Origin of the sequence: Thermotoga maritima MSB8 (genome assembly GCF_000008545.1) — a bacterium.
Taxonomy (GTDB): Bacteria; Thermotogota; Thermotogae; order Thermotogales; family Thermotogaceae; genus Thermotoga; species Thermotoga maritima.
This window is the reverse complement of record NC_000853.1, coordinates 388,560-413,922: the sequence shown is the minus strand read 5'-3', so window position 1 is coordinate 413,922 and position 25,363 is coordinate 388,560. Positions and strand designations below refer to the sequence as shown.

General features: G+C 45.3%; 20 protein-coding genes, 1 pseudogene and 2 CRISPR repeat arrays. Of the genes and pseudogenes, 7 read left to right on the top strand and 14 right to left on the bottom strand.

Annotation, left to right across the window (positions count from 1 at the left end; genetic code table 11):
* Positions 1 to 2 precede the first annotated feature (2 nt).
* A complete protein-coding gene (locus tag TM_RS01985) occupies positions 3 to 1,118 on the bottom strand; it encodes an ROK family transcriptional regulator (RefSeq protein WP_004083219.1) in 1,116 nt (371 codons plus the stop codon).
* A gap of 4 nt (positions 1,119 to 1,122) precedes the next feature.
* On the bottom strand, positions 1,123 to 2,343 hold the full coding sequence (locus TM_RS01980) for a glycosyltransferase (RefSeq protein WP_004083215.1): 1,221 nt from the start codon (positions 2,341 to 2,343) through the stop codon (positions 1,123 to 1,125).
* A 656-nt stretch (positions 2,344 to 2,999) separates the two neighbouring features.
* Positions 3,000 to 4,628: a CRISPR direct-repeat array (repeat unit 30 nt; unit sequence GTTTCAATAATTCCTTAGAGGTATGGAAAC).
* A gap of 94 nt (positions 4,629 to 4,722) precedes the next feature.
* Between TM_RS01980 and TM_RS01975 the strand changes: the two genes are divergently transcribed.
* From TM_RS01975 to TM_RS01965, 3 genes are read left to right on the top strand one after another with little or no spacing between them, the layout of a single operon-like run.
* On the top strand, positions 4,723 to 5,628 hold the full coding sequence (locus TM_RS01975) for an ABC transporter ATP-binding protein (RefSeq protein WP_010865109.1): 906 nt from the start codon (positions 4,723 to 4,725) through the stop codon (positions 5,626 to 5,628).
* Positions 5,625 to 6,710 carry an ABC transporter permease gene (locus TM_RS01970; protein ID WP_004083211.1) on the top strand — a complete coding sequence of 362 codons (1,086 nt, stop codon included), beginning with the start codon at positions 5,625 to 5,627 and terminating at the stop codon, positions 6,708 to 6,710. The genes TM_RS01975 and TM_RS01970 overlap by 4 nt, the downstream gene beginning before the upstream one ends.
* The gene (locus TM_RS01965) at positions 6,703 to 7,713 is read left to right on the top strand and encodes an ABC transporter permease (RefSeq protein WP_004083210.1); all 1,011 of its coding nucleotides are present in this window, start codon (positions 6,703 to 6,705) and stop codon (positions 7,711 to 7,713) included. The genes TM_RS01970 and TM_RS01965 overlap by 8 nt, the downstream gene beginning before the upstream one ends.
* Here TM_RS01965 and TM_RS01960 read toward each other — a convergent pair.
* From TM_RS01960 to TM_RS01945, 4 genes are all read right to left on the bottom strand, one after another.
* Positions 7,710 to 8,675, bottom strand: a complete 966-nt coding sequence (locus TM_RS01960) for a nitroreductase family protein (RefSeq protein ID WP_004083209.1) — start codon at positions 8,673 to 8,675, stop codon at positions 7,710 to 7,712. The two genes, TM_RS01965 and TM_RS01960, sit on opposite strands and share 4 nt — an antisense overlap.
* An 81-nt stretch (positions 8,676 to 8,756) precedes the next feature.
* Positions 8,757 to 10,712: an anaerobic ribonucleoside-triphosphate reductase gene (gene nrdD / locus TM_RS01955; RefSeq protein WP_004083208.1), complete on the bottom strand. Its 1,956-nt coding sequence runs from the start codon at positions 10,710 to 10,712 to the stop codon at positions 8,757 to 8,759.
* Positions 10,678 to 11,229 (bottom strand): anaerobic ribonucleoside-triphosphate reductase activating protein, encoded by a 552-nt coding sequence (nrdG, locus tag TM_RS01950; protein ID WP_004083204.1) that lies wholly within the window; start codon positions 11,227 to 11,229, stop codon positions 10,678 to 10,680. The genes nrdD and nrdG overlap by 35 nt, the downstream gene beginning before the upstream one ends.
* A 125-nt stretch (positions 11,230 to 11,354) precedes the next feature.
* The gene (locus TM_RS01945) at positions 11,355 to 11,855 is read right to left on the bottom strand and encodes a nitroreductase family protein (RefSeq protein ID WP_004083201.1); all 501 of its coding nucleotides are present in this window, start codon (positions 11,853 to 11,855) and stop codon (positions 11,355 to 11,357) included.
* 28 nt (positions 11,856 to 11,883) lie between these two features.
* Here TM_RS01945 and TM_RS01940 point away from each other — a divergent pair, with 28 nt between their 5' ends.
* On the top strand, positions 11,884 to 12,546 hold the full coding sequence (locus TM_RS01940) for an endonuclease III domain-containing protein (RefSeq protein ID WP_004083200.1): 663 nt from the start codon (positions 11,884 to 11,886) through the stop codon (positions 12,544 to 12,546).
* Here the strand turns inward: TM_RS01940 and lpdA are convergent.
* The 5 genes and pseudogenes from lpdA to TM_RS01920 form a co-directional block, all read right to left on the bottom strand.
* Entirely contained in the window at positions 12,523 to 13,872 is a 1,350-nt protein-coding gene (lpdA, locus tag TM_RS01935; RefSeq protein WP_004083198.1) for a dihydrolipoyl dehydrogenase, read from the bottom strand. The two genes, TM_RS01940 and lpdA, sit on opposite strands and share 24 nt — an antisense overlap.
* Positions 13,873 to 13,917: 45 nt before the next feature.
* Positions 13,918 to 14,046: a carboxymuconolactone decarboxylase family protein gene (locus TM_RS09775; protein WP_341871634.1), complete on the bottom strand. Its 129-nt coding sequence runs from the start codon at positions 14,044 to 14,046 to the stop codon at positions 13,918 to 13,920.
* Positions 14,043 to 14,252: a carboxymuconolactone decarboxylase family protein gene (locus TM_RS09770; RefSeq protein WP_341871633.1), complete on the bottom strand. Its 210-nt coding sequence runs from the start codon at positions 14,250 to 14,252 to the stop codon at positions 14,043 to 14,045. Before TM_RS09770 ends, TM_RS09775 begins: the two co-directional genes overlap by 4 nt.
* A 24-nt stretch (positions 14,253 to 14,276) precedes the next feature.
* Positions 14,277 to 15,608 (bottom strand): FAD-dependent oxidoreductase, encoded by a 1,332-nt coding sequence (locus TM_RS01925; protein WP_004083195.1) that lies wholly within the window; start codon positions 15,606 to 15,608, stop codon positions 14,277 to 14,279.
* 107 nt (positions 15,609 to 15,715) lie between these two features.
* Positions 15,716 to 16,680: pseudogene (locus tag TM_RS01920) on the bottom strand (NAD(P)H-dependent glycerol-3-phosphate dehydrogenase).
* A 109-nt stretch (positions 16,681 to 16,789) separates the two neighbouring features.
* A CRISPR array of direct repeats spans positions 16,790 to 17,355; the repeat unit is 30 nt; unit sequence GTTTCCATACCTCTAAGGAATTATTGAAAC.
* Positions 17,356 to 17,981: 626 nt separating this feature from the next.
* Between TM_RS01920 and TM_RS01915 the strand changes: the two are divergent.
* Together TM_RS01915 and TM_RS01910 are read left to right on the top strand one after the other, a co-directional pair.
* On the top strand, positions 17,982 to 18,707 hold the full coding sequence (locus tag TM_RS01915) for a sulfite exporter TauE/SafE family protein (RefSeq protein ID WP_004083192.1): 726 nt from the start codon (positions 17,982 to 17,984) through the stop codon (positions 18,705 to 18,707).
* A gap of 34 nt (positions 18,708 to 18,741) precedes the next feature.
* Positions 18,742 to 19,374 carry a phosphate propanoyltransferase gene (locus TM_RS01910; RefSeq protein ID WP_010865105.1) on the top strand — a complete coding sequence of 211 codons (633 nt, stop codon included), beginning with the start codon at positions 18,742 to 18,744 and terminating at the stop codon, positions 19,372 to 19,374.
* A gap of 30 nt (positions 19,375 to 19,404) precedes the next feature.
* Here the strand turns inward: TM_RS01910 and TM_RS01905 are convergent, their stop codons facing one another.
* Complete coding sequence (locus TM_RS01905; RefSeq protein WP_004083188.1) at positions 19,405 to 19,848, bottom strand: Hsp20/alpha crystallin family protein; 444 nt, start codon at positions 19,846 to 19,848, stop codon at positions 19,405 to 19,407.
* 16 nt (positions 19,849 to 19,864) lie between these two features.
* Positions 19,865 to 21,655: a molecular chaperone DnaK gene (gene dnaK / locus TM_RS01900; protein WP_004083187.1), complete on the bottom strand. Its 1,791-nt coding sequence runs from the start codon at positions 21,653 to 21,655 to the stop codon at positions 19,865 to 19,867.
* A 233-nt stretch (positions 21,656 to 21,888) separates the two neighbouring features.
* Between dnaK and TM_RS01895 the strand changes: the two genes are divergently transcribed.
* A complete protein-coding gene (locus tag TM_RS01895) occupies positions 21,889 to 24,891 on the top strand; it encodes an efflux RND transporter permease subunit (protein WP_004083186.1) in 3,003 nt (1,000 codons plus the stop codon).
* On the opposite strand, the gene argR is transcribed toward TM_RS01895, so the two are convergent.
* A complete protein-coding gene (argR, locus tag TM_RS01890) occupies positions 24,881 to 25,339 on the bottom strand; it encodes an arginine repressor (protein WP_004083185.1) in 459 nt (152 codons plus the stop codon). The genes TM_RS01895 and argR overlap by 11 nt on opposite strands.
* Positions 25,340 to 25,363: the final 24 nt, after the last annotated feature.

Here is a 25,363-nt window from a genome sequence, read left to right as displayed (position 1 = left end):
GCTTATTTCACAATATAAGGAAGGTATTTGTCAACAACCGCCCGAGCCGCGCCGAGCATCCAGTTCGCATCGGCCACCTGGAATTGCACTTCTCCCACAAAATCGCGGTTGAACCGAACTTTAACCAGCTCTTCCAGGATCTTGACCATCTCTTCGCTTACCACACCTTCTCCCGCGAAGAACACCCGAGAAACACCCGAACCCATGATAACGTTCCCCAGTACCACAGAAAAGGTTTTGAATGCCTTTTCGTAGTGCACTTTCACAGAATCAAAATCTTCTCTGGCTTTTTCTCTCAATTCTTCGATTGTCTGCCTGTACTTTTCTTCTTCACTTGTGATGAAATCTTCGAAATCGATCTCTTTTCCAAGGTAAGACTTCAAAACAGCGTACTCTGAAGAGTGATACTCCAGACAACCTGTCTGTCCACAGTAGCACTTTCCTTCCGAAGCGGCCAGCATATGTCCCATCTCTATGTGATGAATCTTCTTATCTTTCCAGAGACTTGCACCTATGCCGACACCGTAGCTCACCAGAAGAAAGTCTGTGTTCACTCTCTGGGAAATTTCCCGGCAGAGGGCATCCGAATCGTTCATGACGAGGATCCTTTCAAGATCTTTCAGGACTTTCCTTGGATCCCAGTCTTTCACGTTCATCACATGAGAAACAACCACTCTTCCTTCCTTCACGATACCAGAAGAGCAGATACCCACTCCGAGAAGATTTTCACTGCGAAGTTGTTCGATGGTTTCTCTGAGAGCACGAGTATAACCGTCGTTGTTTCTCATACCGGACAGAATCTGCACTCTGTGTTCTTTCAAAGGATTCATTCTTGCGTCAAAGAGTACACCCCGTACCTCTTCGCGGCCTACCTTCACCCCGATCGCGGTGAATTTCTCTGGATTGACGCTCAAAATCTGATATGGTCTCCCTCTCTTCTTTTTGATCTCCTCAAAGACGAGGAAACCTTCATCGAGCAACTCGTCGATTATGTAGCTCAGAGTGCTGTGTGCGAGGTTCAAATTGCTGGCAAGCTGGTTTCTGGTAGTTTTTCCATTTTTCAGTATGTACCTCAGGATCTTTATCTTGTTTTCTCTTCGAAGAAGCGGTGAAGGCACTCTCTCACCTCAACAGATCTAAGAAGAGTTTCAGATAGTTCTTCAGATGCACCGTGATAATGAAATTTTCCACCACGGTTTGCCTTCCTTTTTCTCCCATTTTTCTTCTGAGTTCTTCATCCTTTATGAGTTTTACCACGTACCCCGCAAGGTCTTCTCTTTCCCATGCCAAATAACCATTTTCTCCATGTTTCACCTGTATCTTAACACCACCAACTGGCCTTGCCACGACCGGAACCCTCTTGTAAAGGGCTTCACTTATGACGAGACCAAAGCCTTCTCTTGTTGCCGTGTGAAGAGCAACGGTTGTGGCCCTCTGAATAGCGTTCACTTCCTTGTTTCCAACACCTTTCAGGTTCGTGCAGAATTTTATATCTTCGTCCGTTCCGGCGTATCTGAGGACCTTCTCAAAGAAGAACCATCCTTCTGGATCGTCCGCCGCCATGGCGGAAACCACGGCAAGCTGAACCTCCGGGATCTCTTTCTTCACCAGTCTATAGACGTCGATGGCACTGAAGAGATCTTTCCACGGATCAAATCGAGCCACAACAGTTATCAGAGGTCTCTCCGGGTCTATTTCGAGTCTTTCAAGAGTTTTTCTTATCGTGTCTTCGTCAAGATCTCGATTCTTTTCACTCAGGGGGTCTATACTCGGTGGAAAAGCAATGCTCCTTTCTTTCCATCCCTGCGGGAAATACTCCTCGAGATGGAAAACGAGTCTGTTGTATCCTTCCAGATACTGAGAAAATTTTTGCCAGACCTTCATGTTTGGAGTGGATAGATCTATATGACATCTCCAGATCCACTTCCTGTCGTTCAAATCCACAAACTTTCTCACAGCTGCTGGTTGGGAATCGTGGATCACGAATAACTCTTCATCCTGGATCAGTTCTGCGTTTTTTCTGCAGACCTCTTCGTAAAGGTTCCATTCTTCCTCTGAAATCTCTATATCTGCTCCCTGAAGCGTGTTGTGAAACTTTTTTGTGACATTGAAGAACTCATCGGGTGCCTCTATGACCCTCCATCTGGCATCCAGACCAACCGATCTCATAAGCGGAACGAGATTGTGGAGAATTTCAGCAACTCCTCCACCGTAGGCAGTCGCATTGACGTGGAGCACCTTTTTTCCTTTAAGAGGTTCTGCGAGTTTTTTTATCTCGTCCACCTCGTTTCCGATTATGGTGCGGTACTCCTCTATGCTTCGCTCTCTCAACACAACATCCACGGTGATCCCTCCCAAATTTATTCGTAACTTGAATTAATACACAATTAATCATACCACGGGATGGAAATGTTTCAAGAGGTTTTTTCGAGTTAGTGAAAATAAAGGTAGTTTTGAACAATATTGTTTTATGCATATAAACCAAATTAGTTCCAATCATTCACAAAGTAGGTGATGCGTGTATCTGGCACTGGAAGATCGATACAGAGTATGCAATTACCGGTAACGAAAAATTTCATGCGGGTTTGTGGTAACGGAAGCTATGCGTTAAAAAGGGAATAATGGATGATATGAAGAGACAATATGAAGAGAATTTGCGGTAATCTATGACGTGTAAGTGATTTGAATTCGAGAAGTTAATAGTTAACTTCTAACACACTGAGGAATACCTTCTTTCATCTATTTGTGAAACATGGAACTAATCGATTTTTACCAGAAACACCCCAAAATGCCCTGAACTAGGTTGATATAATTTATCTTCTGTTTTTTGCTTGTGTTCTTTCATTGTTGGACTATGCAATTATTCCATTTTTCCAAACAGTACTTGAAGGTGCTCTTTTGTGTGTTAGAATGGTTTATGGAAAGGGAGGATATGGAAGTTCAAAAAACATCTTGCTTTCAGAGTGTGTTTGTGGTATAATTTCTCTTGAACTCAACGGGTTTCAATAATTCCTTAGAGGTATGGAAACGGTTCTCTTTTCCCATCTTCCTCATCCTCCTTTCTTCGTTTCAATAATTCCTTAGAGGTATGGAAACTGTTTCCTCGCTCTGCAATGATCCTCAGATCTGCCTTGTTTCAATAATTCCTTAGAGGTATGGAAACTTCCATCGAAGCACCCTATCACCCCATCGCATCGAGTTTCAATAATTCCTTAGAGGTATGGAAACCCAGGTAACAGAAGGGACAATGGTTGATGTGTACTTGTTTCAATAATTCCTTAGAGGTATGGAAACCGTGGTTGGCTTCACAATGTCGGGATTGTGAATGGATGTTTCAATAATTCCTTAGAGGTATGGAAACTATATACTTCATATGCTCTACCACAATCCTTCGCAGTTTCAATAATTCCTTAGAGGTATGGAAACTAGCGCTATTCCACAACTTTTTCAAGCACTTTCAAGTGTTTCAATAATTCCTTAGAGGTATGGAAACGCTCTTCCTGTAGCTCCATTTGCTACTGAAGGACACGTTTCAATAATTCCTTAGAGGTATGGAAACAGCACGTGAAGTTCTCTGCTATCCCGATCAGGCTCAAAGTTTCAATAATTCCTTAGAGGTATGGAAACACAGACTCGAAAGCATTCTGAACAAAAGCACAATAGTTTCAATAATTCCTTAGAGGTATGGAAACTCTGCTTCTCTTATCCAGATTTCGTATTCGTTTCCTGTTTCAATAATTCCTTAGAGGTATGGAAACCGGGGAAAACTCTGACTTATGATAGTGCTACAAATGGTTTCAATAATTCCTTAGAGGTATGGAAACATTCTTCGGAGGCATTGTTCAAGGCAGAGTTCAGACGTTTCAATAATTCCTTAGAGGTATGGAAACATCACAGAGCCCGGCGACGAACCCTACTACTTCCGGGTTTCAATAATTCCTTAGAGGTATGGAAACTCATCGATTTCAAATATGACTCCTCTCATTACTCTGGTTTCAATAATTCCTTAGAGGTATGGAAACCCTTTGTTCTGGAGCTTCCAGATGCCTGCGATTGCACCTGTTTCAATAATTCCTTAGAGGTATGGAAACCGCACCATCGTGGGGATTCGCTGATTCGCTGTCGGGTTTCAATAATTCCTTAGAGGTATGGAAACAATATAAACTTTCAGTATCTACTGTCCCCTTTACAGGCACAAGTTTCAATAATTCCTTAGAGGTATGGAAACCTTCCGTGTGAGAGCGATAGATACGAGTGGAAACGCGTTTCAATAATTCCTTAGAGGTATGGAAACCGGTAACGACAGGCAACACGATAGACATCACGGGTGGTTTCAATAATTCCTTAGAGGTATGGAAACGGGAGTCATTCACACTCAGTCGACGGTTGGACTGGAAGTTTCAATAATTCCTTAGAGGTATGGAAACAATTCTTTAGATGTTCCGTCTGGATACATTTTGATTAGTTTCAATAATTCCTTAGAGGTATGGAAACTCACTTATCCTCATGTTCTCCCTCCTCTTCCCAAAGTTTCAATAGTTCCTTAGAGGTATGGAAACCAGTTTTCGTCGCATAAACACATTCGTTCCCTCTTTCAGGTTTCAATACTTCCTTAGAGGTACGGAAACTTGTCTTGTATCGATGATCTCCGCTAAGCTCAACAAATTTCAATGCATCCTTTAAACAAAAGTGCCCGTGAGGGGCGCTTTTTTGTTTCAATGTATGGTAGTATTACATTCAAAGGGGGGATTTTTTCTGGAGATTTTGAAAGTCGTTGATCTGAAGAAACACTACGGTGACGTGAAGGCCGTGGACGGGATAAGTTTCACCGTGGAGCGTGGAACTGTTTTCTCCTTTCTTGGACCCAACGGTGCGGGAAAAACCACGACCGTTGAGATACTCGAAGGTCTCAGAAAGAAAGACTCCGGGGAGATCTACTATTTCGGTGAGAGAAAGGATGTCTTGGATAGAGAAACGAAGAGAAAAATTGGTGTGTGTCTCCAGAAAAGTGCGTTTTTTGAAAACCTCACCGTTTGGGAAACCCTCAAATTGTTCCGCGGGCTGTACGGAACGGGATTGGATCTCAAAGAAGTGATGGGATTGTTTTCTCTTGAAAACATAGAGAAAAAAATGGTGAAAACACTCTCTGGGGGCCAGCTTCAGAGACTCGCAGTGGCTGTGGCGTTCATCAACGATCCGGAGATTGTTTTCCTCGACGAACCAACGACAGGTCTTGACCCACAGGCGAGAAGGCAGATATGGGACACCATAGAACACTTCAAAAATCTTGGAAAGACCATCTTTCTCACCACCCATTACATGGAAGAGGCAGAGAGACTATCTGACCACGTCTGCATCATAGACCACGGGAAGATCATAGCAGAAGGAACTCCTTCCTCTCTCATAAGCTCTTCCGGGCTGAAAACCGTCGTCGAGTTTGACTGTGATCAGGACGTGAACGTGAGATACTTGGAGAAAAAAGAGAACCACTACGTTGTGGAAACTGATGCCCCAGAAGAACTCATAAAAGATCTCCTGAAAAATTGGAACGTTTCAAACATCGTGATAAGAAAACCGAATCTTGAAGATGTTTTCCTGAAGCTCACAGGCAGGGATCTCAGAGAATGAGGCATCTTGTTGTTTCCATTCTGAAAAACGATTACTTCAGAACTAAGAGCGTTCTTTTTTGGAATTTCCTTTTTCCAATACTCCTCTATCTCATTCTCGTATCCATCTTCGGAGATATGTCTTCTAACATGAACCTGAGGATAGGACTTGTGGGAGAGAGTAGTTTGGTAGAGAGTGTGTTCAGCCATCTCCCATCCGGTATCGAGATCATCAGAACACAGAACCCTGAAAGAGACCTCAAATACGGAAAGATCGATGTTTGTGTGATTCTACCGGAGAACTTCGACAATCTCTTCACAAAAGCTATCATCTTTTCCAAAACGAAGATCTCTGTTCCTGTAGAGATCACCATTCTCTACGCTCCGGAGAGGCAGGAATCCATTGTCCTTGCGAACGTTGTTTCTAACATACTCGAGTCGCTCGACCTTCAACTAAGAAAGGTAAAGGAGGTAGAAGTGGAGTACAGAAAAAAAGAAAGGCAGGCTATCAATTACTCTCACTACATTCTTCCTGCCGTTCTTCTTGTGGGTGTGATGTCCGTCGGCCTTTTCACTGTTCCGTATCAGCTCGCTCTCTACAGAGAGCAGGGAATTTTGAAAAGAATCCTCGCTTCTCCACTGAGAGGTCATCACTACTTTTTCTCCATAGTCGTCTGCGGACTTTTTGCCATGTCCATCACTTCCGCTTCTGTGACGCTCTTTGCACGTTTTGTGTACGGAATAGAGTTCCCCATCAATGTATCCTTCTTAGGCGGTGTGCTTCTTTCCTTTCTTACGTTTCTGAGTGTGTCTCTGCTCATGGTGTCTTTGTTCAAAACCTTCTCCGCTTTGAGTGCAGCTTCGCAGGTGTTCAACCAGGTGTTCATGTTCCTCGGAGGTTTTTACTTCGATGTCTCCGGAATTCCTTGGCCGATCAAAGCGGTTGTTCTTGGAAATCCTGCAACCTACTTGGTGGATTATCTGAGGGGGTCTTTCGGATACAGAACGATTTACTCGAATCACTTTTTAGTGCCGATCGTGTGGATAGTACTCTCTTTCGTTCTCTTTTTTTTGAACTGGAGGAGGGTGATGATGGTTGAGTGAGTTTTTGGCTCTGTTCTCTGCTATGTGGAAAGAATCGTGGAGGGATAAAATTTCCACTTTTTTCAGCATTGCTTTTCCCGTCATGTTTCTTCTGATTTTTGGTTTTCTTTTTGGCGGTTCCGGCAATTCTGTGAAAACAGCAGTTGTGACCGTCGATTACGATCTTTCGGATTTTGGAGATGTTTACACCTCGCTCGAGGAGTTGAAGGGCTACTACCACGAAGTGGCGGTGGTGGAGAAAGAAAGAATCATCTTTATAAGAAACACAACGGACGAATACTATCAATCGCTTCTCGACTCCTGGGAAATCTCCCTCAAAAACAAGGTCACAAGGCTCCTCAACGGTCTGAATCCCGTCATCATGGTGAAAAAAGAAGTTCTGAAAACCGCAAGAGAGCTCACATCTTTCGATTATACCCTCACGGGTGTGATCGCCGTATCTCTACTCTCGATCGGGCTCTTTGGAACCGTGGACGTGTTCTCCCGCTATCGTGAAAGAGGCTTTTTGAAGAGGCTCAAAGCAACTCCCGTTGGAAACTTTTCCTTTGTCTTTGGTCTCATCTCAGCGAGGATGTTCTACGGAATTTTGAGCACCGCTCTCATAATGCTGCTGGGAACTTTGATCTTTAAAGCAAGCTACGAACTGAACGTGTTTCTCTTTTTGATATCCGTCGTCAGTTCTGTTCTATCCTTCATCGCGCTTGGAGCTTTGATATCAATTCTGTTCAAGAAATCCGATGTGGCAACGGATGCTGCTGTGATTCTCTTCACCATTATGATGTTTCTAACAGGTGTTTATTTTCCGGTCTCGTTCCTCCCTGATTATCTGAGAGTTGTCTCTTACTTCCTACCTGTGAAATATGGTGTGGAACTCATCAGGTACTCATTGGGCTTTGAGATATTTCCGTTCAGCAGGTACCTTATCACCGCAGTGATCATGTTCTTAGCTGGTCTTATGTTTGTCTTTTACACAGCGTCACTCGTTCTGAGAAAAGAAGACTAAAGGTTCCACCTGACAATTTCGGAGAGCTCTTTTCTCACCCTTTCTGAGCGTTCCAGCTCCCTGTGTTTCTCGGAAAGCTCACTTTCGTCTCCCAGGTATCCTACAGCGATCAAGGTTATCAGCACGTGATCTTCAGGGATTTTCAAGATTTCTTTGACCTTCACAGGATCGTAGCCTGCAACGGGATGAGCCACAAGGCCCATCTGTGTTGCCTGAACAAGGAGGTTTCCCACGGCAAGCCCAGTGTCGAACAGGAAGTAATCTCTGTTATCTGGGAGTGCACAATCGAAGTCTTTTTTCGAATGAACCGCTATCAAAGCGGGTGCGTTCTTCATCCAGTAGTTTCCACCGGGAAGTGCTTCGTGTATCTTTTTGAGGAGTTCCTCTTCATCCACTACCACGAACCTCCACGGCTGGTTGTTCATGCACGAAGGAGCAAGATGAGCTGCTTTTATGAGGAGTTCTAACTCCTCTCTCGGTACTCTGTCTTTTTTCAACGCTCTCCTTGCCCTTCTCCACTCTATGTGCTTGTTCAGTGAAAGGTCTTCTTCTATCAGTCGATCTAAAGCTTCTTTCACTTCCTGAACATGTCCTTCGACCTTCACTCTTCTCCACTCTTTCCTCACAAAGCCCCACCTGTCTATTAAGAAGGTGGATCGAACTGTTTTTCCGTTTTCCAGAACGTTGAAAAACTCATGGAGAATTCCTTCCGGATCTGAAAGGAGAGTCACTTTGAGATCGTTCTTTTCCTTGAATCTCTTCAATGCTTCAACACTGTCTCTGGAGATCCCTACTACCTGAGCCTTCTCGAAGTTTTCCCTGGAGAATTCGACGGCTTCTCTCGTGCAACCGCTCGTTCCTGCTTTAGGAAAAAAGAAGAGGATGGTGTACTTCCCGTAAAGATCAACGTGAGTGAATGTTTTCCCTTCGTCCGTGAGGAGTTCAAAGTGCTTCACCCTCATGAAACTCACCTCCAAAAAAGTTGAAACTAATTCTCAATAATAATTGTACCACAAAAAACCCCCGCGTTGTGCGGGGGCTGATCACCTTCTGATTGTCAGCGAATCGTAGAACTGTCTTCTGGGATACTCTATTTCTCTTCTTTCTTTGTTGAAAGCGGAAACGGGAACGAGATACCCTACGATTCTCATGTATTCATCTACTTTGGCTTTTCCACAGACAGGACATCTCTCTCCGTAGAACGCGTGTCCATCCTCACACACGCTGATCTTCGTGTTGAACGCAAAGTACATTACACCCATGTCCGCGATCATTTTCACCATGTTGAAGGATTCTTCCTCCGTCTTGAAAGATTCTCCGAGGTTGATATGCAGAATCGCTCCTCCACTCACCTTTTTGTCCCATTTTCCGGAGTAGCGGATTCTGTTGAGAACATCCGTGTTCGCCATGAGAGGCACCCACTGGTTGGAGTAGATCTCGAACGGCTGTTTCTCACCGAAGAGAAATCTGTCTTTCTGAGCAAGAGTCACAGCCGCTTTCTCTGCGGGTACCTGTTCTATGTTGAAGGTGAAGCCGTACTCATGGTATCCCTTTTCCGCTTCTTCTCGGATGGTGTCCAAAACGTTGTCTACGAACACTTCTCCTTCTTCTGTGTACTTCAGACCGTCGATGTCTTCCGTGGTCAATCCCATGATCGAGGCGCTCTCCCAGACACCAGTGACACCGATGGTTCCGTACTGTCTGTTCAAAAGCATGAGACCGTTTTCGTAGAGAGGAAGAAGTCCTTCGGATATTCTCTCTTTTATGATCTCCCTGACTGCGGCGAGGGCTTTTTTGATGAGCTGAACGCGGTGCCTGAGAATCTGAAGATACTTTTCTCTGTCTCCGCCGCTTTCAAGAGCGATTCTTGGAAGGTTCACCGTGATCACTTTGAAGGATCCGATGTTCAGGTCTGATCCACCGATAGAGTTCATCCTTCCTTTCAGTTTTTCTTCTTCCTCGCTCGAAAGTGAGAACTTCTTCAGAGTTTGAGTAGACGATGTGAGCCTGCAGCAGGACGCCACAGCATCTATCGAGTCGGAGATGTACCAGTTTGTGTCCTGCCACTTCATGTTGATTTTGTTTATGAAGCGAGCGCTGTCCTCGTCGAGGAACTTGCCGTCCTTATAGAGAAGGCTTGCTGTGAGTACAGGGAAGGTGAACATCTGGCGCTCTCTTTCCCTTGACACCCACTCCCAGTAGTGCTTCTGCAGAGCGATGATGTCTTCCACGTGGTCCGTGATCAAAGAACCATCTGGATACCTTTCCCCTTCGAAAATCGCTTTTATGTAGTTTCTGTCGAGGTACGTGAAGTTCGTGTACGGAGACTGTGTCGTTCTGATGGGCTGGTTCAGTGAGTAAGTGAGTATCTGGAAATGCTGTTCTATGTACCAGTCGAGTTTGTCACGCGGGATGATTCCTTCCTTGAGGTCTTTCTTGACGAAGTACCACATCCAGACGAAAAAGTCAGGAAGTCCAACCGCACCAGAGCTTTGGTTGGACGCAAACATCACAAACTGAATGACGTGCTGAATGAATGTGGACAGGTGCTTTGCGGGCTCGGATTTTATGGTTTTTATGAACGGAAGTCCCTTCTCCACTATGGGTTTCAGAGTGTAGGCGAAACAGTAAGGCATGAGAGCTGCGTGGTGCCTGTCATGAAGATAGACGGCACCGTTTATCTGCGCTTCGACGAACTCGTCTGCGACCCCTTTTCCAAACATCTCCTTCATCTTTTGCCAGATCCTGTACAGCGAGTAGAGGTACGTGTGCGGCTTCGATATCTCGATGAAGTAAGTGCTGATGTTGGTGACCCTGACGTTCGCGTTTGCGTCGATCGTAGACTCGATGATTCCCCGTCTCACGAAGTCTTCTGTGAACTTTACTACATCGAGCTGGTCGCCGAGGCCGTCCATCTGGAACATCTCATAACCGTACTTGGAAAGAAGATCACTCATCAGTTCTTCAAATTCTCTTTCGAACGAATACTGAACCTTCATAGTGTCCCCTCCTCAACACTGCTTCGATCATTCTCTCAAAAGTTCTCCTGTCAATATGAATCTGGTTCTTAGAGGCCGGAAACCCATCCCGGCGGTAAGTGTGGAGGTACCTTCCCATGACGAACTCATCCACGTATTGAACGTACTTGAGAAGGTTCTCTTTTACGATGTCCTTCGGAAGCCTCCAGGTGAACAGCACAACCGTCAAGCGTTCTCCGTACTTTTCCTTGAACATCTTCGAAAGAGAAAGCATCTCTTCTCTGTTGTACGGTGCGAGGGGTTCTCCTCCGAGAAAGACGAGGGCGGCTTTTGGGAAGTACCTCAAAAGACTCGAGAGTTTTTCATCGATGATCTTTGTCACAACCTCTGATGGTCTTTTGTATTCTTCTGAAAGATGCCATGTTTCTGGATTGTGGCACATGTAGCACTTTGGTTTCGCATCGCACCCCTGGAAGTAAACCGACACCCCATAGAGATCTGGATGATCCCGGAAAGTTCCTATTCGGTTCACATACAAGGGAAGGACCCCCTTCCGGTGAAATCTGCTGAGATTTTACCACAATATATTGTGGTTTGTTTAGTTACATCTCAAAAAATTGTTGGTGGAGATTCTAAAAAGATGGATCTGTTTGTTAATGTTTTTCACCATTTTTCATAATGGATCCTTTCGGGCTTGAACCTGTCCACCTGGACGGGATGTTCTGCGGGGTATCCCACCGGAACGAGGGCAAAAGGAACGACATGTTCGGGTATTCCAAGAAGCTCTCTGAAGGCTTTCACTCTTTCCTCTCTTGGGTAAACTCCACACCACACTGCTCCAAGACCGAGTTCTGTCGCTCTCAGAAGAAGGTTCTCCACAGCGGCGGAACAGTCTTGGATCCAGTAGCCTTTGCACTTTTCAAGTGTGGGATCTCCACAGACAAGGATTACAACGGGCGCCTCTGCAGACATTTGTGCATGAGGGTGGATCTCCGCGATTTTCTTTTTTGTTTCTTCGTTTCTGATAACAACGAAATGCCACGGTTGTTGATTGCACGCGGAAGGAGCGTGCATGGCGGCACGGATGATCTCTTTCACCAGCTCGTCCGGAACATCCTTTTTCTGATACTTTCTGATACTCCTTCTCCTGTAGATGATGCTCATCTGGTTCACCCCCCGTATAATTTTAAGTATGAGACTGACAGAACTCTACAGAAAGTTACTGGAAATACACGGATCGGTTGGGAAATGGTGGCCCGGAACACCTGAGGAAATCGTAATAACAGCAGTTCTCACCCAGAACACGAACTGGAAGAACGTTGAACGTGCCATGGAAAACATCAAAAACGAAGTCAAAGGAAACAACCTGCTGAAAGAACTGGATTCTCTTCCCGAGGAGAAAGTAGCAGAGCTCATAAGACCAGCGGGGTTCTTCAACATCAAAACAAAGCGCCTCAAGGAACTGTTGAAATTTCTCAAAGAATACAACTACAATCTATCTCGTCTGAGAGATCTTCCAACACATATTTTACGAGAAAGACTCCTCAAAATAAAAGGCATCGGCAAAGAAACCGCCGATGCCATTCTGCTCTACGCCCTGGAAAAACCGGTTTTCGTTGTTGACAGCTACACAAGAAGACTTTTGAAGAGAATCTTCAACATCGAGCTGAACGACTACGACGAAGTGCAAAAGCTTTTCATGACTCACTATCCAGAAGATGTTCGTCTTTACCAGGAGTTTCACGGGCTTATAGTGGAACACGCGAAAAAATTTTGCAGCAAAACTCCGAAGTGCGGTGTCTGCCCTTTAAAGAAAGAGTGCTGCCATGTATCACAGATGAATGGGTTTTCCTGAGACCCCTTCAAGAGCCCCGAGTATGGTTTCTGTCAAAGTCGGATGCGGGTGAATGGCTTTCTCCAGATCTTCCGCTTTCATCCTGAACTTCACGGCTATGACACCTTCCATGATCATATCGGTAGCCGATGGTGAAACGATGCTCATGCCGAGAACCGTTCCGTCTTTCTTGTCCGCTATGACCTTGGCAAACCCTATGTTTTCAAGCATCGTTCTTGCCCTTCCGTTTGCGGAGACTGGGAACTTGGAGATCACAACTTCTTCGGGGTTCACGTCTTTTTCTCTCACACCGACAGATGCCACTTCCGGAGAGGAGAAGATGATACTCGGAACGGCCGAGTAATCCATTTCTTCCTCTTCTCCCGCGATGTTCTTTGCAGCGACTATTCCCTCGTACATGGCCACATGAGCGAGCATGATTCCACTTCTGATATCTCCTATCGCGTAAACGTTTTCCACGTTCGTTCTCATCCTGCTATCAGTGACGACTCCTTTTTCTATCTTCACTCCGAGAGCTTTCACGTCCTCCGGTATGTTGGGCTTTCTTCCTGCGGCGAGCAGGACCTTTTCTGCCTTAAGGGTTTCTCCATTTTCGAGTGCGACTTCAAAGCCGTCATCGACTTTGCTCAGGGAGGAAATTTTTGTTTTTTCCAGGATCTTAACACCCTTCCTTTTGAGGGCCTTTTTCACTTCTTCTGCCACATCTGAGTCTTCATAGGGGAGGATGTGTTCTGCGATCTCAACGATCGTCACATCCACACCGAAAGAACCGAAAAACGTCGCGAATTCAACTCCGATGACACCACCGCCCACTATCACAAGCGACTTTGGAAATTCTTTCAAATTGAACACGTCATCACTCGTCCAGACTCCGTCGATATCGAAGGGAGAAAACACGGAGGGAACGGATCCGTGTGCGAGAACAAGATTCTTTGCTTCCAGTTTCTCTCCCGTTTCCTGGACAACAACCGTGTTCTTGTTTTCCACGACGGCCGTTCCTTTGAAGACTTCAACCCCATTCTTTTTCAGCAGGTACTCTATTCCCTTTCTTGACATCATCACACTCTTTTGAACGTGTTTCATTATGGCGGCGACGTCGTATTCGACTCCTGAGACTTTCAAGCCGTACTTTGAAGCTTTCTCTTTCATTTCATCCATGAGATGGGAGACTGTGAGCATCGCCTTCGTTGGAATGCATCCCCTGTTGGTACAGGTTCCCCCGAGGGCATCTTTTTCGACAAGTGCGACCTTCTTTCCAAGCTGTGCGAGTTTTATAGCGCAGACGTAACCTCCGGGTCCTCCTCCTATGATCACAGCATCGTACATGTTCGTCCCCTCCTGAGAAAACCCCTCCCGAAGGGAGGGGTGATGTTATTTTCCGAGGAATTCGAGGGCGATTTCGTATGCCTTCAAACCGTACATGAGTGCTGGGCCACCGCCCATACAGACTGCCACTTTGATTGTGTCGAGGATTTCTTCTTCTGTTGCTCCTGCTCTCACAGCGGTCCCGCATGCCAGACGATACACGGTTCACATCTCACTGCCACAGCTATTCCAAGAGATATGAGTTCCTTCGTTTTTGTGTCGAGTGCTTTCGGGCTTTCAGCCGCGTGAACGTATTCTGCGAACTTTCCGATCTCAGGTGCCTTTCCGATGATTTCCTGAAGCTGCTTCTGAATCTGTTCCAGTTTTTCTTTCGCTGCCATGAGCAACACCTCCATATGAGAAATTTATAATACCATTTCAGCCGCTTTCGCCAGTGGATACACCGTTGGAGCGGATGTGAGAAGTGGATGGGTCCCGATCTGCATGGTGAACAGATCGTTGGCTGTGATGCCTTTCTGTATGCCGAGGCTTATTAGGTTCACTATCTCACCGACGCTCTTTCCACCACACACCTGCGCACCGAGCAGGATCTTGCTGTCTTCCGAGAAGATGAGTTTCACCACGAGTTTTGAGGTATCTTCGAACTTTCCAGGATGTCTGTCTGGTGCCTCTGCCTTTCCAACGACAACTTCGAATCCTTCTTCCTTCGCTATTCTCTCCGTTATTCCCACAGAGCCGAAGGCCTTGCTTCCTATGACGGTCGAGTACGCGTTCAGAGAACCCTTGTTCGTTCTGATCACCTTCAGACCGTACAGGTTGGACGCTGCAATTCTGGCATCAAAAACAGCAGCGGAGGCAAGCATAAGTCTGGAAGGCTTTCCAGTGAGGAAGTCTTTGTGCTGTACGCAGTCGCCTGCAGCGAAGATATCAGGTTTTGAAGTTCTCATGTACTCATCCGTTTCTATGAAGCCGAGTTCTGTCACCTTGAGTCCGAGTTTTCTGGCGAGTTCAGAATTCGGTTTGTAACCCGTTGCGAGCACGACCACATCGGCCGGGATCGTTTCTCCGCTGTCCAGCTTTACTCCCTCCACTTTTTCCGTTCCGAGGATCTCTGTTACTTTTCTTCCTGTGAGGACTTTGACGTTGTCCGATTCGAGTTCCTTTCTCGCGAGTTCTCCAAAATCCGGGTCGAACGACACGGGAAGGAGGCTGTCCATTATTTCCACGAGGGTGACGTTCTTCCCGGACTTTTTGATCTCGTCAGCCACTTCAACACCTATGAAACCGCCCCCGATGATGACCACATCGTTGGCATCCTTCACTTTCTCGTGCAGTAGTTTGAGATAGTCAGCCTCTTTTGGAACGGTGAACACACCTTTTAGATCCACACCAGGGATCTTTGGTATGTTCGGTGAAGATCCAGTTGCGATGATGAGCTTGTCGTAAGAAATCTCTTTTCCGCTCTTCGTGAAAAGCTTCTTTTCATCTGGGTTTCCATCGACAACTTCGTCTATCAGAAGATCTATGCCTGCACCTTTGAAGCGGTCTTCAATTCCCATGTAGTCGTTTTCCACACTGCCGAGAGTGTGAAAGATGTACGGTATTCCACAGGGTACCATTTCTTTCTCGGTCTTCTTGACAACGAGAATTTTTTTGTCTCCAAAGAATCTTTTTGTGGTGAATGCCGCCACAAGACCGGCTGGTCCACCTCCAACAACTACAACATCGTACCTCATGTTTTCCCCTCCAAAAGAGAAATTTTTCACGATCTTCCATTCACAATTCTACTACTTTTCGGATTAAATTTCAACTGCAAAGGTAGAGAAATTACGGTGTCTAATAATCAGCTCGCCCAGAATTCGTCTTTCAGGCTTCTTCTCATGAGATCTCTCATCGACTGAAGAGGTGGTTTCCCTTCGTAAACGACTCGGTAAACCTCTTCGGAGATGGGCATATCTATTTTGTTTTCTTTGGCTATCTTCATCACAGCTTTCACAGTGAAGGCACCTTCTACAACCTGGTTTGAGCTTTCAAGGAGTTTCAGCGGGTTGAATCCCCGCGCTATCAATTCTCCGAAGCGTCTATTTCTGCTGTAACGACTGTTGCAAGTGACCATGAGATCGCCTATTCCTGCAAGACCCATGAAGGTCTTCTGATCCGCTCCAAAAAACATTCCAAATCTTGCTATTTCGTATATACCGCGAGTTTCGAGTGCTGCTTTTGCGTTGTCCCAACCACCGAATCCATCCAGGATCCCCGCGGCGATACGATGACATTTTTCAATGCTCCAGCGATTTCCACACCCACCACATCTTCGCAGGTGTACACCCTGAAGTACTCGGTGGAGATCCTCTTTTGAAGTTCTTTCGAATTTTCTCCAGCGAGTGTGACGGCAGTTGGGAGTTTTTTTGCGACCTCTTCGGCATGTGAAGGACCGGAGAGGACAGCGTAAGGACAACCCAGTATCTCTTCAACGATCTCAGACACTCTTTTACCTGTTTTGATCTCTATTCCCTTTGAAAGATTCAGCACCATGGAAGGCTTCACAGGTAGTCTCAGAAGATGTTCTCTTATGTATTGAACGGGAATCGCTATAACGAGAATGTCTTCTTTTTTGATTTCTTCAAGATCGTTTGTGGCTCTTACGGTGATCTTCGATTCCTCCACATAAGGGCTCGTGTGTGAAACATTTATGAGATCGACGATCTCTTTCCTTCTTGCCCAGAGAATCACTTCTTCTCCGTTTTCATGCAGCATCTGTGCAAAAACTGTCCCCCAGCTCCCTGCACCGAGAACAAAAAATCTCATCTCCATTCCTCCTCAAAAACAGAATTCCCCAAGAATTTTAACAAAAAACAAAAAGCAGGGTTTTCCCCTGCTTCGTGAAATGGTTCTCTCATATCTCACGGAATTGGATGTTTCTGTACCTATAAGGAAGTGTTGAAACAATGAGGTTATTGCTTTTGAGTCGTATCACTGGTTTAGAGTTTCCATACCTCTAAGGAACTATTGAAACCGAGATCCGATACTGGGATGAGAATTTAGCACAGGTGTTTCCATACCTCTAAGGAACTATTGAAACAAATACGATACTGAAAATGGCAAAGAAACGCGCTCACGTGTTTCCATACCTCTAAGGAACTATTGAAACTAGGTGCAGTGGTTGGATTGTAGTAGCTCATACTAGTGTTTCCATACCTCTAAGGAATTATTGAAACTGTCAACGCGCTACGGGCAAATGGTGCTTGAGGTTGAGTTTCCATACCTCTAAGGAATTATTGAAACCTTCCAGCTCAGTACAGGACGAATGCCGTCTGGATCAGTTTCCATACCTCTAAGGAATTATTGAAACACATGCAAAATCCCAAAACACTCCTCCTTCTCTGGGTTTCCATACCTCTAAGGAATTATTGAAACTTCTCCAGTACACACCACCTTCTACATCAAACCTTCGTTTCCATACCTCTAAGGAATTATTGAAACCCGTTGAGTTCAAGAGAAATTATACCACAAACACAATCTGAAAGCAAGATGTTTTTTGAACTTCCATATCCTCCCTTTCCATAAACCATTCTAACACACAAGAGAGCACCTTCAAGTACTGTTTGGAAAAATGGAATAATTGCATAGTCAAACAAGAAAAGAACACAAGCAAAAAACAGAAGATAAATTATATCAACCTAGTTCAGGGCATTTTGGGGTGTTTCTGGTAAAAATCGATTAGTTCCATGTTTCACAAATAGATGAAAGAAGGTATTCCTCAGTGTGTTAGAAGTTAACTATTAACTTCTCGAATTCAAATCACTTACACGTCATAGATTACCGCAAATTCTCTTCATATTGTCTCTTCATATCATCCATTATTCCCTTTTTAACGCATAGCTTCCGTTACCACAAACCCGCATGAAATTTTTCGTTACCGGTAATTGCATACTCTGTATCGATCTTCCAGTGCCATGTACACACATCACCTACTTTGTGAACAATCGGAACTATTTTGGTTTGTATGCATAAAACATAACATGTTAAAGTAAACATATTTTATCCTAACATCAAAGCAAAGAACAGAGTGGTAAAATTTTTCAAAACTTTTTTGGAGGTGTTCTGAGGTGATCGTTCTTGTGTTCCTTGGGGGTATCCTCGCAGGTTTTTTGAACGTTCTCGCAGGTGGTGGATCAATGATCACACTTCCTATCTTAACTGCTCTGGGACTCGGAATAGATGTTGCAAACGGAACGAACAGGATCGCCATAATACTTCAAAATCTTGTGGCAATTGAAAGGTTCAAAGCCAAGAAGGTTTTGAAAATAAAAGAAGCGATTCTTGTTGCCTTGCCGGCCATAGTGGGAGCAATTCTGGGAAGCTCCATAGCGGTTCAGATAGAGAAAGAGATGCTTCAGAAAATCGTCGGTGTTATCTTCCTCGTTATGGCCGTTTCTCTTGTCTGGAAACCCAGAATCTGGCTTGAGGATAGATTCGTCAAAAGAAACTGGGTTCTCATATACATCGTCTTTTTTCTGATCGGTATCTACGGTGGGTTCATTCAAGCGGGGGTCGGTTTTCTTCTCATGCCTGCGATCGCTCTTCTTCTTGGATACGAACTGGTCAAAACAAACGCTGTAAAAGTTTTCATCGTGGCTTCTTACAATATAATCTCACTTGTGATCTTCATTCTGAACGGAAAGGTGAACTTCCTCTACGGTTTCATTCTCGCTCTTGGGAATATGACTGGTGCGTGGCTCGCTGCCACTTTCTCCATCAAAAAAGGTGCAAATTGGGTGAGATGGATCGTCTTTACAGCAGTAATCGTGGTTGGAATAAGATACGTTTTTTAATTAACTTTCAACCAGAAAGAAATAGAAAAGTGAGATGATAACAGATGGAATAATGCATAAAGTTAGGGAGGTGTACCAATTGCTCAGGAAAGAACCCGGGATAATCGTCGGAGTGAGCAACAGGCACGTCCATCTTTCCAGAGAAGACCTAGAGACACTCTTTGGGGAAGGTTACGAACTCACACCGGTGAAAGAACTCAGACAGCCCGGTCAGTACGCTGCGAAGGAAACCGTCACCATAGTTGGTCCAAAAGGTGCCATTGAAAACGTCCGTGTGCTTGGACCCGTCAGGAAAGAGACCCAGGTGGAGATCTCCAGAACGGATGCATTCAGGCTCGGTGTAAGACCCCCTGTAAGAGACTCGGGGGACCTCGAGGGAACCCCGGGAATCGTCATAATAGGTCCAAACGGGATCCTGGTGAAGGAAAAGGGAGTCATCATAGCGAAAAGACACATACACATGCACCCAAAAGACGCAGAATACTACGGTGTGAAAGACAAGGACATAGTGAAGGTGATCGTTGAAAGCGGAGACAGAAGGTTGATATTCGACGATGTTCTCATAAGGGTGAGGGAAGATTTCGCCCTGGAATTTCATGTGGACACGGACGAAGCAAACGCCGCCATGCTCAACACAGGAGATCTCGTCTACATCGTGGAGTTCTAGAAAAATAAAAAAGGGGAGCGCACGCTCCCCTTACTCCTGAACCTCCACCTCGATCACTTTCTTCTTCCTTTCTTCTTTCTTTGGTACCCTTATCGTGAGAACACCGTTCTTGTACTCTGCTTTGATCTTTTCTACGTCAACGTAGTCTGGGAGTCTGATTGCCCTTTCGAATTTTCCAGCGCTTCTCTCAACGTAGTAATAGTTTTTACCTTTCTGTTCTCTTTCGAGTTTCTTTTCACCAGAGATCTTCAAAATGTTCTCTTCAACCGTTATTTTGACGTCTTTTCTGTCTATGCCTGGGATTTCTACTTCTATCACTACTTCATCGTCTGTTTCGTACACATCCATGTCTGGTGCAAAGAACTCCTTAGCGGGTCTGACCTCCGTCCTGAAGAAGTCATCGAAGAGCCTGTCGATCTCCCTCTGGAGTTCCCTGAACGGCCTGAAGATGTCTTCTCTTCTTCCAAGAAGCATAGTGTCACCCCCCCTTTTACTGATTTGATGTTTCTCCACCAGTTGCAGATTTGTATAGGTATTCTCCTATCTTCATGCTTTCCTTCTGAAGATCATCGAAGAGCATCTTCACTTTTGGTATGTCGTTTCTGTTTATCGCGTCTCTGAGTTCTCTGATCATGTCTTCAAGTCTGGACTTGAGATCCGCTGGTATCTTATCTCCGTGTTCTTTCAGAGTCTTTTCTACGCTGTATGCGAGATCGTCTGCTCTGTTCTTGAGTTCGATTTCTTCTTTGAGACGTTTGTCCTGTTCTTCGTATCTTTTCGCATCTTCTATCATTCTCTTTATTTCGTCTTCGGAGAGCTTGTGTCTTCCTGTGACTACCATGGACTGTTCTTTTCCAGAACCGAGATCTTTTGCGGAAACGTGGACTATTCCGTCGCTGTCTATGTCGAACGTGACCTCTATCTGAGGAACACCCCTCGGTGCCGGTGGAATTCCAACGAGTTTGAAGCTTCCAAGGAAGATGTTTTCCCTCGCAATCGGCCTTTCACCCTGATAGACTCTGATTTCTACTTCGGTCTGACCGTCTTCAACCGTTGTGAAGATCTTGCTCTTCCTCACGGGTATCTTGGTATTTCTTGGGATTATCGGTTCGAAGAGTCCGCCTTTGACTTCTATTCCGAGTGTTAGTGGTGTTACATCGACGAGAACGATATCTCTTCCCTTTGCTCCTTCGGTGCCTGCGAGTATCGCCGCCTGAATCGCTGCTCCGATAGCAACTGCTTCGTCCGGGTTGACGCTCTTGTTGGGTTCTTTTCCGAAGAACTCCTTTATGAACCTCTGCACCATTGGAACTCTGGTCATACCGCCGACGAGTATGATTTCGTCGATATCCTGTGGTGAGAGCTTTGCATCGTTCAGTGCCTGTTCGATTGGGCCTCTTGTCATTTCAACGAGATCTCTTGTGAGCGATTCGAAGAGACTTCTGGTGATTCTCATTTCAAGGTGCAGAGGCTGTCCGCTCGGAGAGACAGCGATGAACGGCAAACTCACATCGGTTTCCATCTTCGTTGAAAGCTCTATCTTGGCTTTTTCGGCAGCGTCTCTCAATCTCTGAAGCGCCTGTCTGTCTTCTCTGAGATCTATTCCGTGCTGTTTCTTGAATTCCTCTGCCATCCAGTCAATGAGCCTCTGATCGAAGTCGTCTCCACCGAGGTGGTTGTTACCAGCTGTCGCGATGACCTCGATCACACCTTCTCCTATCTCGAGTATGGAGACATCAAACGTTCCACCACCGAGGTCGTAAACCAGCACTTTCTCTTCTTTTCCAGCTTTATCGAGTCCGTAAGCGAGGGCCGCTGCGGTTGGTTCGTTGATGATCCTCAAGACCTCAAGACCTGCTATGATTCCAGCCTCTTTCGTTGCCTGTCTCTGGGCATCGTTGAAGTAAGCGGGACAGGTGATGACGGCTTTCTTTATTTCACCACCGAGGTACGCTTCCGCGTCGTTCTTCAGCTTCTTGAGAATGAACGCGCTGATCTCCTGAGGAGTGTATTCTTTATCGTCTATTCTCACTTTGTAATCAGTTCCCATTTTTCTCTTTATGGATTTTATCGTTCGTTCAGGATTGAGTATCATCTGTCTCTTGGCGGGTTCTCCTACGAGTATCTCTCCACTCTTTGTGAACGCAACCACGGATGGTGTGACCCTGCTTCCTTCAGCGTTCGGTATCACTTCAACTGTACCGTCCGGTTTCATCCAAGCTATAACAGAATTTGTCGTTCCAAGGTCTATTCCCACAACGAATTCTTTCTTTTCTGCCATTGTGTCACCTCCTTAGAACCTTTTCTCATCCATGAAAAATTATAGTGAGGCACAGAATGGGATGTCAAGGGGTCGTATGAGAATTTGTAAAAACATACATGCACCTAAATATGAGGGAAATCGAATATATAATTTTTTAGAAACAATATCGTATAGCAAATGAAATGTTTGAATGATAATAACAATTCAGATCAAAAGTGAGCTATAATTTGTTCTGTCGGGGAGGGATCGAAGTGAAGATCGCGGAAATCTCTTCAAAAAGACCCATAGCTATCTTCATGTTGTTGATGGCTGTTGTCTTCCTTGGTTTCATTTCGTTTCAGCATCTCAAGCTGGATCTTCTTCCTCAGATAGAGTACCCTTACGCTGTTGTTATAACCACGTACATGGGAGCGGGCACGGAAGAAGTCGAAGAACTCGTAACCAAACCTCTTGAAGGGTACATTTCCTCAACTCCGGGTGTTAGAAGGTTCACCTCCATGTCGATGGATTCCGTTTCTTTCATCCTCGTCGAGTTCGACTGGAATGTGAAAACCTCCGAAGCTGTTGGAAGACTCTCAAGGTACGTAGATCTTGCCACTCGCGACCTGCCAGAGGGTGCGAATCCTGTGGTCGTAGAGTTCGATCCTTCCTTACTTCCCGTGTATGCTTTCTCAACGGAAGATGACTACGAAGATGTCGTGTCGAAAATCAAAAGACTGCCGGAAGTCGCCAGTGTAGAAGTGATGGGAAAACCAGAAAAAATCGTCGAGGTTATACTTGATCAGGAGAAAATAAAACGGTTCGATGTTGATCCTTCGTTGATAGAGACCATCCTTTCTGGAAATCTCGTTTACCCGTTCGGCTATGTGAGCGATTCTGAAGGAAACATTTACCCCGTTTCCGTTGACGGCCGGTTTGAGAACATAGAAGATCTCAAAAACACCATCGTTGGTTTCAGGGGAGTGAAGTACCAGTCCCTTCTGCAGGGTAAGGTACCGAACATACTCGTTCCCGTGAGATTGAGAAACATAGCCGAGGTTAATATAACGAACGAAAGCGTTCAGGGAGAAGTCAGGGTCAACGGAAAGAAGGCTTCTCTCATCGCTATCTACAAAAGAAGCGGTGCGAACACCGTCAAAACTGTCCGTGAAATAAAGAGGATACTGAGAGATTCCAAAATAAATTACATAGAGGCCATGAACCAGGCTTATTACACTGAAAGAGCGATCGACAATCTTCTCAAGAATCTTCTCTACGGCTTCATCGCGGCTTTCGTGGTGGTTTTGATCTTTTTGAAGGATTTCACGTCAACCATCGTCACTTCGTTTTCCATTCCGCTGTCCCTCACGATCACCTTTGTTCTTCTTTACGCCTTCGGCTTGAACCTCGACACGCTCACGCTGGGTGGTCTCATCATGGCACTGGGAATGCTGGTGGACAATTCCATAGTCGTATTTGAAAACATATACCGTCATCGCTCCCTCGGTGATCCAATACCGGACGCCGCGAGAAAAGGTGCGGGAGAGGTGTGGCTGGCGATTCTTGCTTCCACACTCACAACCGTTTCTGTTTTTCTTCCCATAGTGTTCTTCACAGGCTTTGTGGTGAGACTGTTCAAGTATTTCGCCATTGCGTTCGTCTTCGCACTTTCTTCTTCGCTGTTCGTATCTACAGTCGTCGTTCCAGCGGGTACAAGGTGGATAAAGCCAAGAAGAGGAAAACTCACCGAAGCACTGCAAAAACATTATCGGAAGGCATTGGAATGGTGTTTGAAGAGAAAGAAACTGGTCCTGGTGATTTCTTTTGCTCTGGTTGCAATCTCCGTGATTTACCTTCTTTCGAAACCTCTGGGTTTTCTCCCGTCTTTCCAGACGAATCTCATGGTGATAGATGTGAAACTTCCCTCTCAGTCGTCCTATGAGAAAACCGCCGAAGCTGTGAAGCAAATAGAAGATTACCTGAACGAACACAGAAACGAGTACAAAATCTCTTCCTTCTACGCGGAAGTTGGAATAACGAACGTTTACTCGCAGATAATGGGAAGGGGACAGAACGAAGCAAGAATAATGGTGAACCTCGGAGGAAGCAGGAGGGAATTCGCGAAAAACAGAGAGAAACTGAAGAATGCCATCTCCCAGCTGAACATTCCAGAAGCGAAAATAGAAGTTCTTGAGCAATCACAGCAGATATACGAAATTCTGGGCTATCCTGTGACGATCGAAGTTAGAGGAGATGACCTTTCCCTGATACAGGAAAAAGCGAAAGAAATCTTCGAGCGCTTAAGGAAACTGCAGGAAGTCAAAAAGATTCAGATAAGAAATTCCTTTGAAAAGGAAGTCCTTCATGTGAAAATAGACCGGAACAAAGCCCTCATGAACGGAGTGGTGGCAGGGCAGGTCTTTCTGGATCTCCAGACTTACCTTCTCGGAAAGAAAATCGGAACACTGAGAACGGAAGAAGGAACACTTCCCATCGTTTTGAAAAAGGCAAAATTTCTATCCCCCGAAGACTTATCGAAGATTTCGCTTACTGGTCTCAAAGGAGATGTCCCTCTTGGTGTTGTTTCAAACATCTCAAGGGAAACACTTCCTTCTATAGTGGAGCACTCCGATGGAGAACGTGTTGTTTACGTGGATCTGGTGAGTGTAGAAGGTTCGATCGGTGAAGTTGCAAAGAAAGTAGAAAAGCTCTTAAATGAAATTGATCTTTCTGGTGTAAAAGTGGAAATCACCGGACAGAAAAGTTTCATGGACGAAGCGTTTTCGGAGCTTCAGTATGTTGTCTACATAGCGATCGCACTCGTATACATGATTCTCGCTGCGCAGTTCGAGTCTTTTGTGCTACCTTTTGTCATATTCTTCACCATACCCTTTGCTGTCGTTGGGGTTGCCTTCGCGGTTTTCGTGAACGGATACTCACTGAATGTACCCGTTCTTGTTGGGCTTCTTACCCTTTCGGGAACGGTTGTGAACAACGCCATCGTGATGCTGACAAGAATAGAACAGATAAGACAGGAAAAAGGCCTCTTAGAGGCCACACTTGAAGGTGCTCAGAGCAGGTTAAGACCCATCCTGATGACCACCTTCACCACGATCGTTGCGCTTCTACCAACTGCACTGAGCCACGCAGAAGGATCGGAAATAGAGTCTCCGATATCCTGGGTGGTGATCTTTGGAATGTTGATATCCATGCTGTTCACTTTGTTTGTGATCCCTGTGATCTACGCCGCGATCAGAAGAAAAGTCAGAGTATAGATGAGAGCTTCTCAACTATCTTCTCACAGCTTTCTGGATCGCGCACCGCGACGAATATGGTATCGTCTCCAGCGAGAGTACCTACGATTTCGTCTATGTCGAGTCTGTCTATAACCCGAGCGATACCGCTTGCGGTACCTGGTATCGTCTTTATGACGATGAGATTCCCTGCCCTGTCTATACTCTCAACGAAAGATTTGAAGTTTCTTTTCAGTTCCTTCCACGGATCGATCACAGGGGTCTCATCGAGAAGTTTGTACACGTAGTTTCCGCTCTCGTCCATGATCTTCACGGCACCTATCTCTTTCAGATCTCGAGCAACGGTTGGTTGAACTGCTTTTATTCCATATTTTTTCAGTTCTTCAACGATCTGGAATTGATTACTTATTTTTTTCTCGTGTATAATCTTCCTTATCAGTTCCTGTCTTCTCTTCTTTGAAATTTTCAATTGAAAACACCTCCGAAGAACATT

What these genes read in the sequence shown, in the direction of transcription:
- TM_RS01975 (WP_010865109.1), top strand. Translation starts at nt 4,723, where the DNA reads ATGGTAGTATTACATTCAAAGGGGGGATTTTTTCTGGAGATTTTGAAA.
- TM_RS01970 (WP_004083211.1), top strand. Translation starts at nt 5,625, where the DNA reads ATGAGGCATCTTGTTGTTTCCATTCTGAAAAACGATTACTTCAGAACT.
- TM_RS01960 (WP_004083209.1), bottom strand. Translation starts at nt 8,675, where the DNA reads ATGAGGGTGAAGCACTTTGAACTCCTCACGGACGAAGGGAAAACATTC.
- nrdD (WP_004083208.1), bottom strand. Translation starts at nt 10,712, where the DNA reads ATGAAGGTTCAGTATTCGTTCGAAAGAGAATTTGAAGAACTGATGAGT.
- TM_RS01945 (WP_004083201.1), bottom strand. Translation starts at nt 11,855, where the DNA reads ATGAGCATCATCTACAGGAGAAGGAGTATCAGAAAGTATCAGAAAAAG.
- TM_RS01940 (WP_004083200.1), top strand. Translation starts at nt 11,884, where the DNA reads ATGAGACTGACAGAACTCTACAGAAAGTTACTGGAAATACACGGATCG.
- lpdA (WP_004083198.1), bottom strand. Translation starts at nt 13,872, where the DNA reads ATGTACGATGCTGTGATCATAGGAGGAGGACCCGGAGGTTACGTCTGC.
- TM_RS09770 (WP_341871633.1), bottom strand. Translation starts at nt 14,252, where the DNA reads ATGGCAGCGAAAGAAAAACTGGAACAGATTCAGAAGCAGCTTCAGGAA.
- TM_RS01925 (WP_004083195.1), bottom strand. Translation starts at nt 15,608, where the DNA reads ATGAGGTACGATGTTGTAGTTGTTGGAGGTGGACCAGCCGGTCTTGTG.
- TM_RS01910 (WP_010865105.1), top strand. Translation starts at nt 18,742, where the DNA reads ATGATAACAGATGGAATAATGCATAAAGTTAGGGAGGTGTACCAATTG.
- TM_RS01905 (WP_004083188.1), bottom strand. Translation starts at nt 19,848, where the DNA reads ATGCTTCTTGGAAGAAGAGAAGACATCTTCAGGCCGTTCAGGGAACTC.
- dnaK (WP_004083187.1), bottom strand. Translation starts at nt 21,655, where the DNA reads ATGGCAGAAAAGAAAGAATTCGTTGTGGGAATAGACCTTGGAACGACA.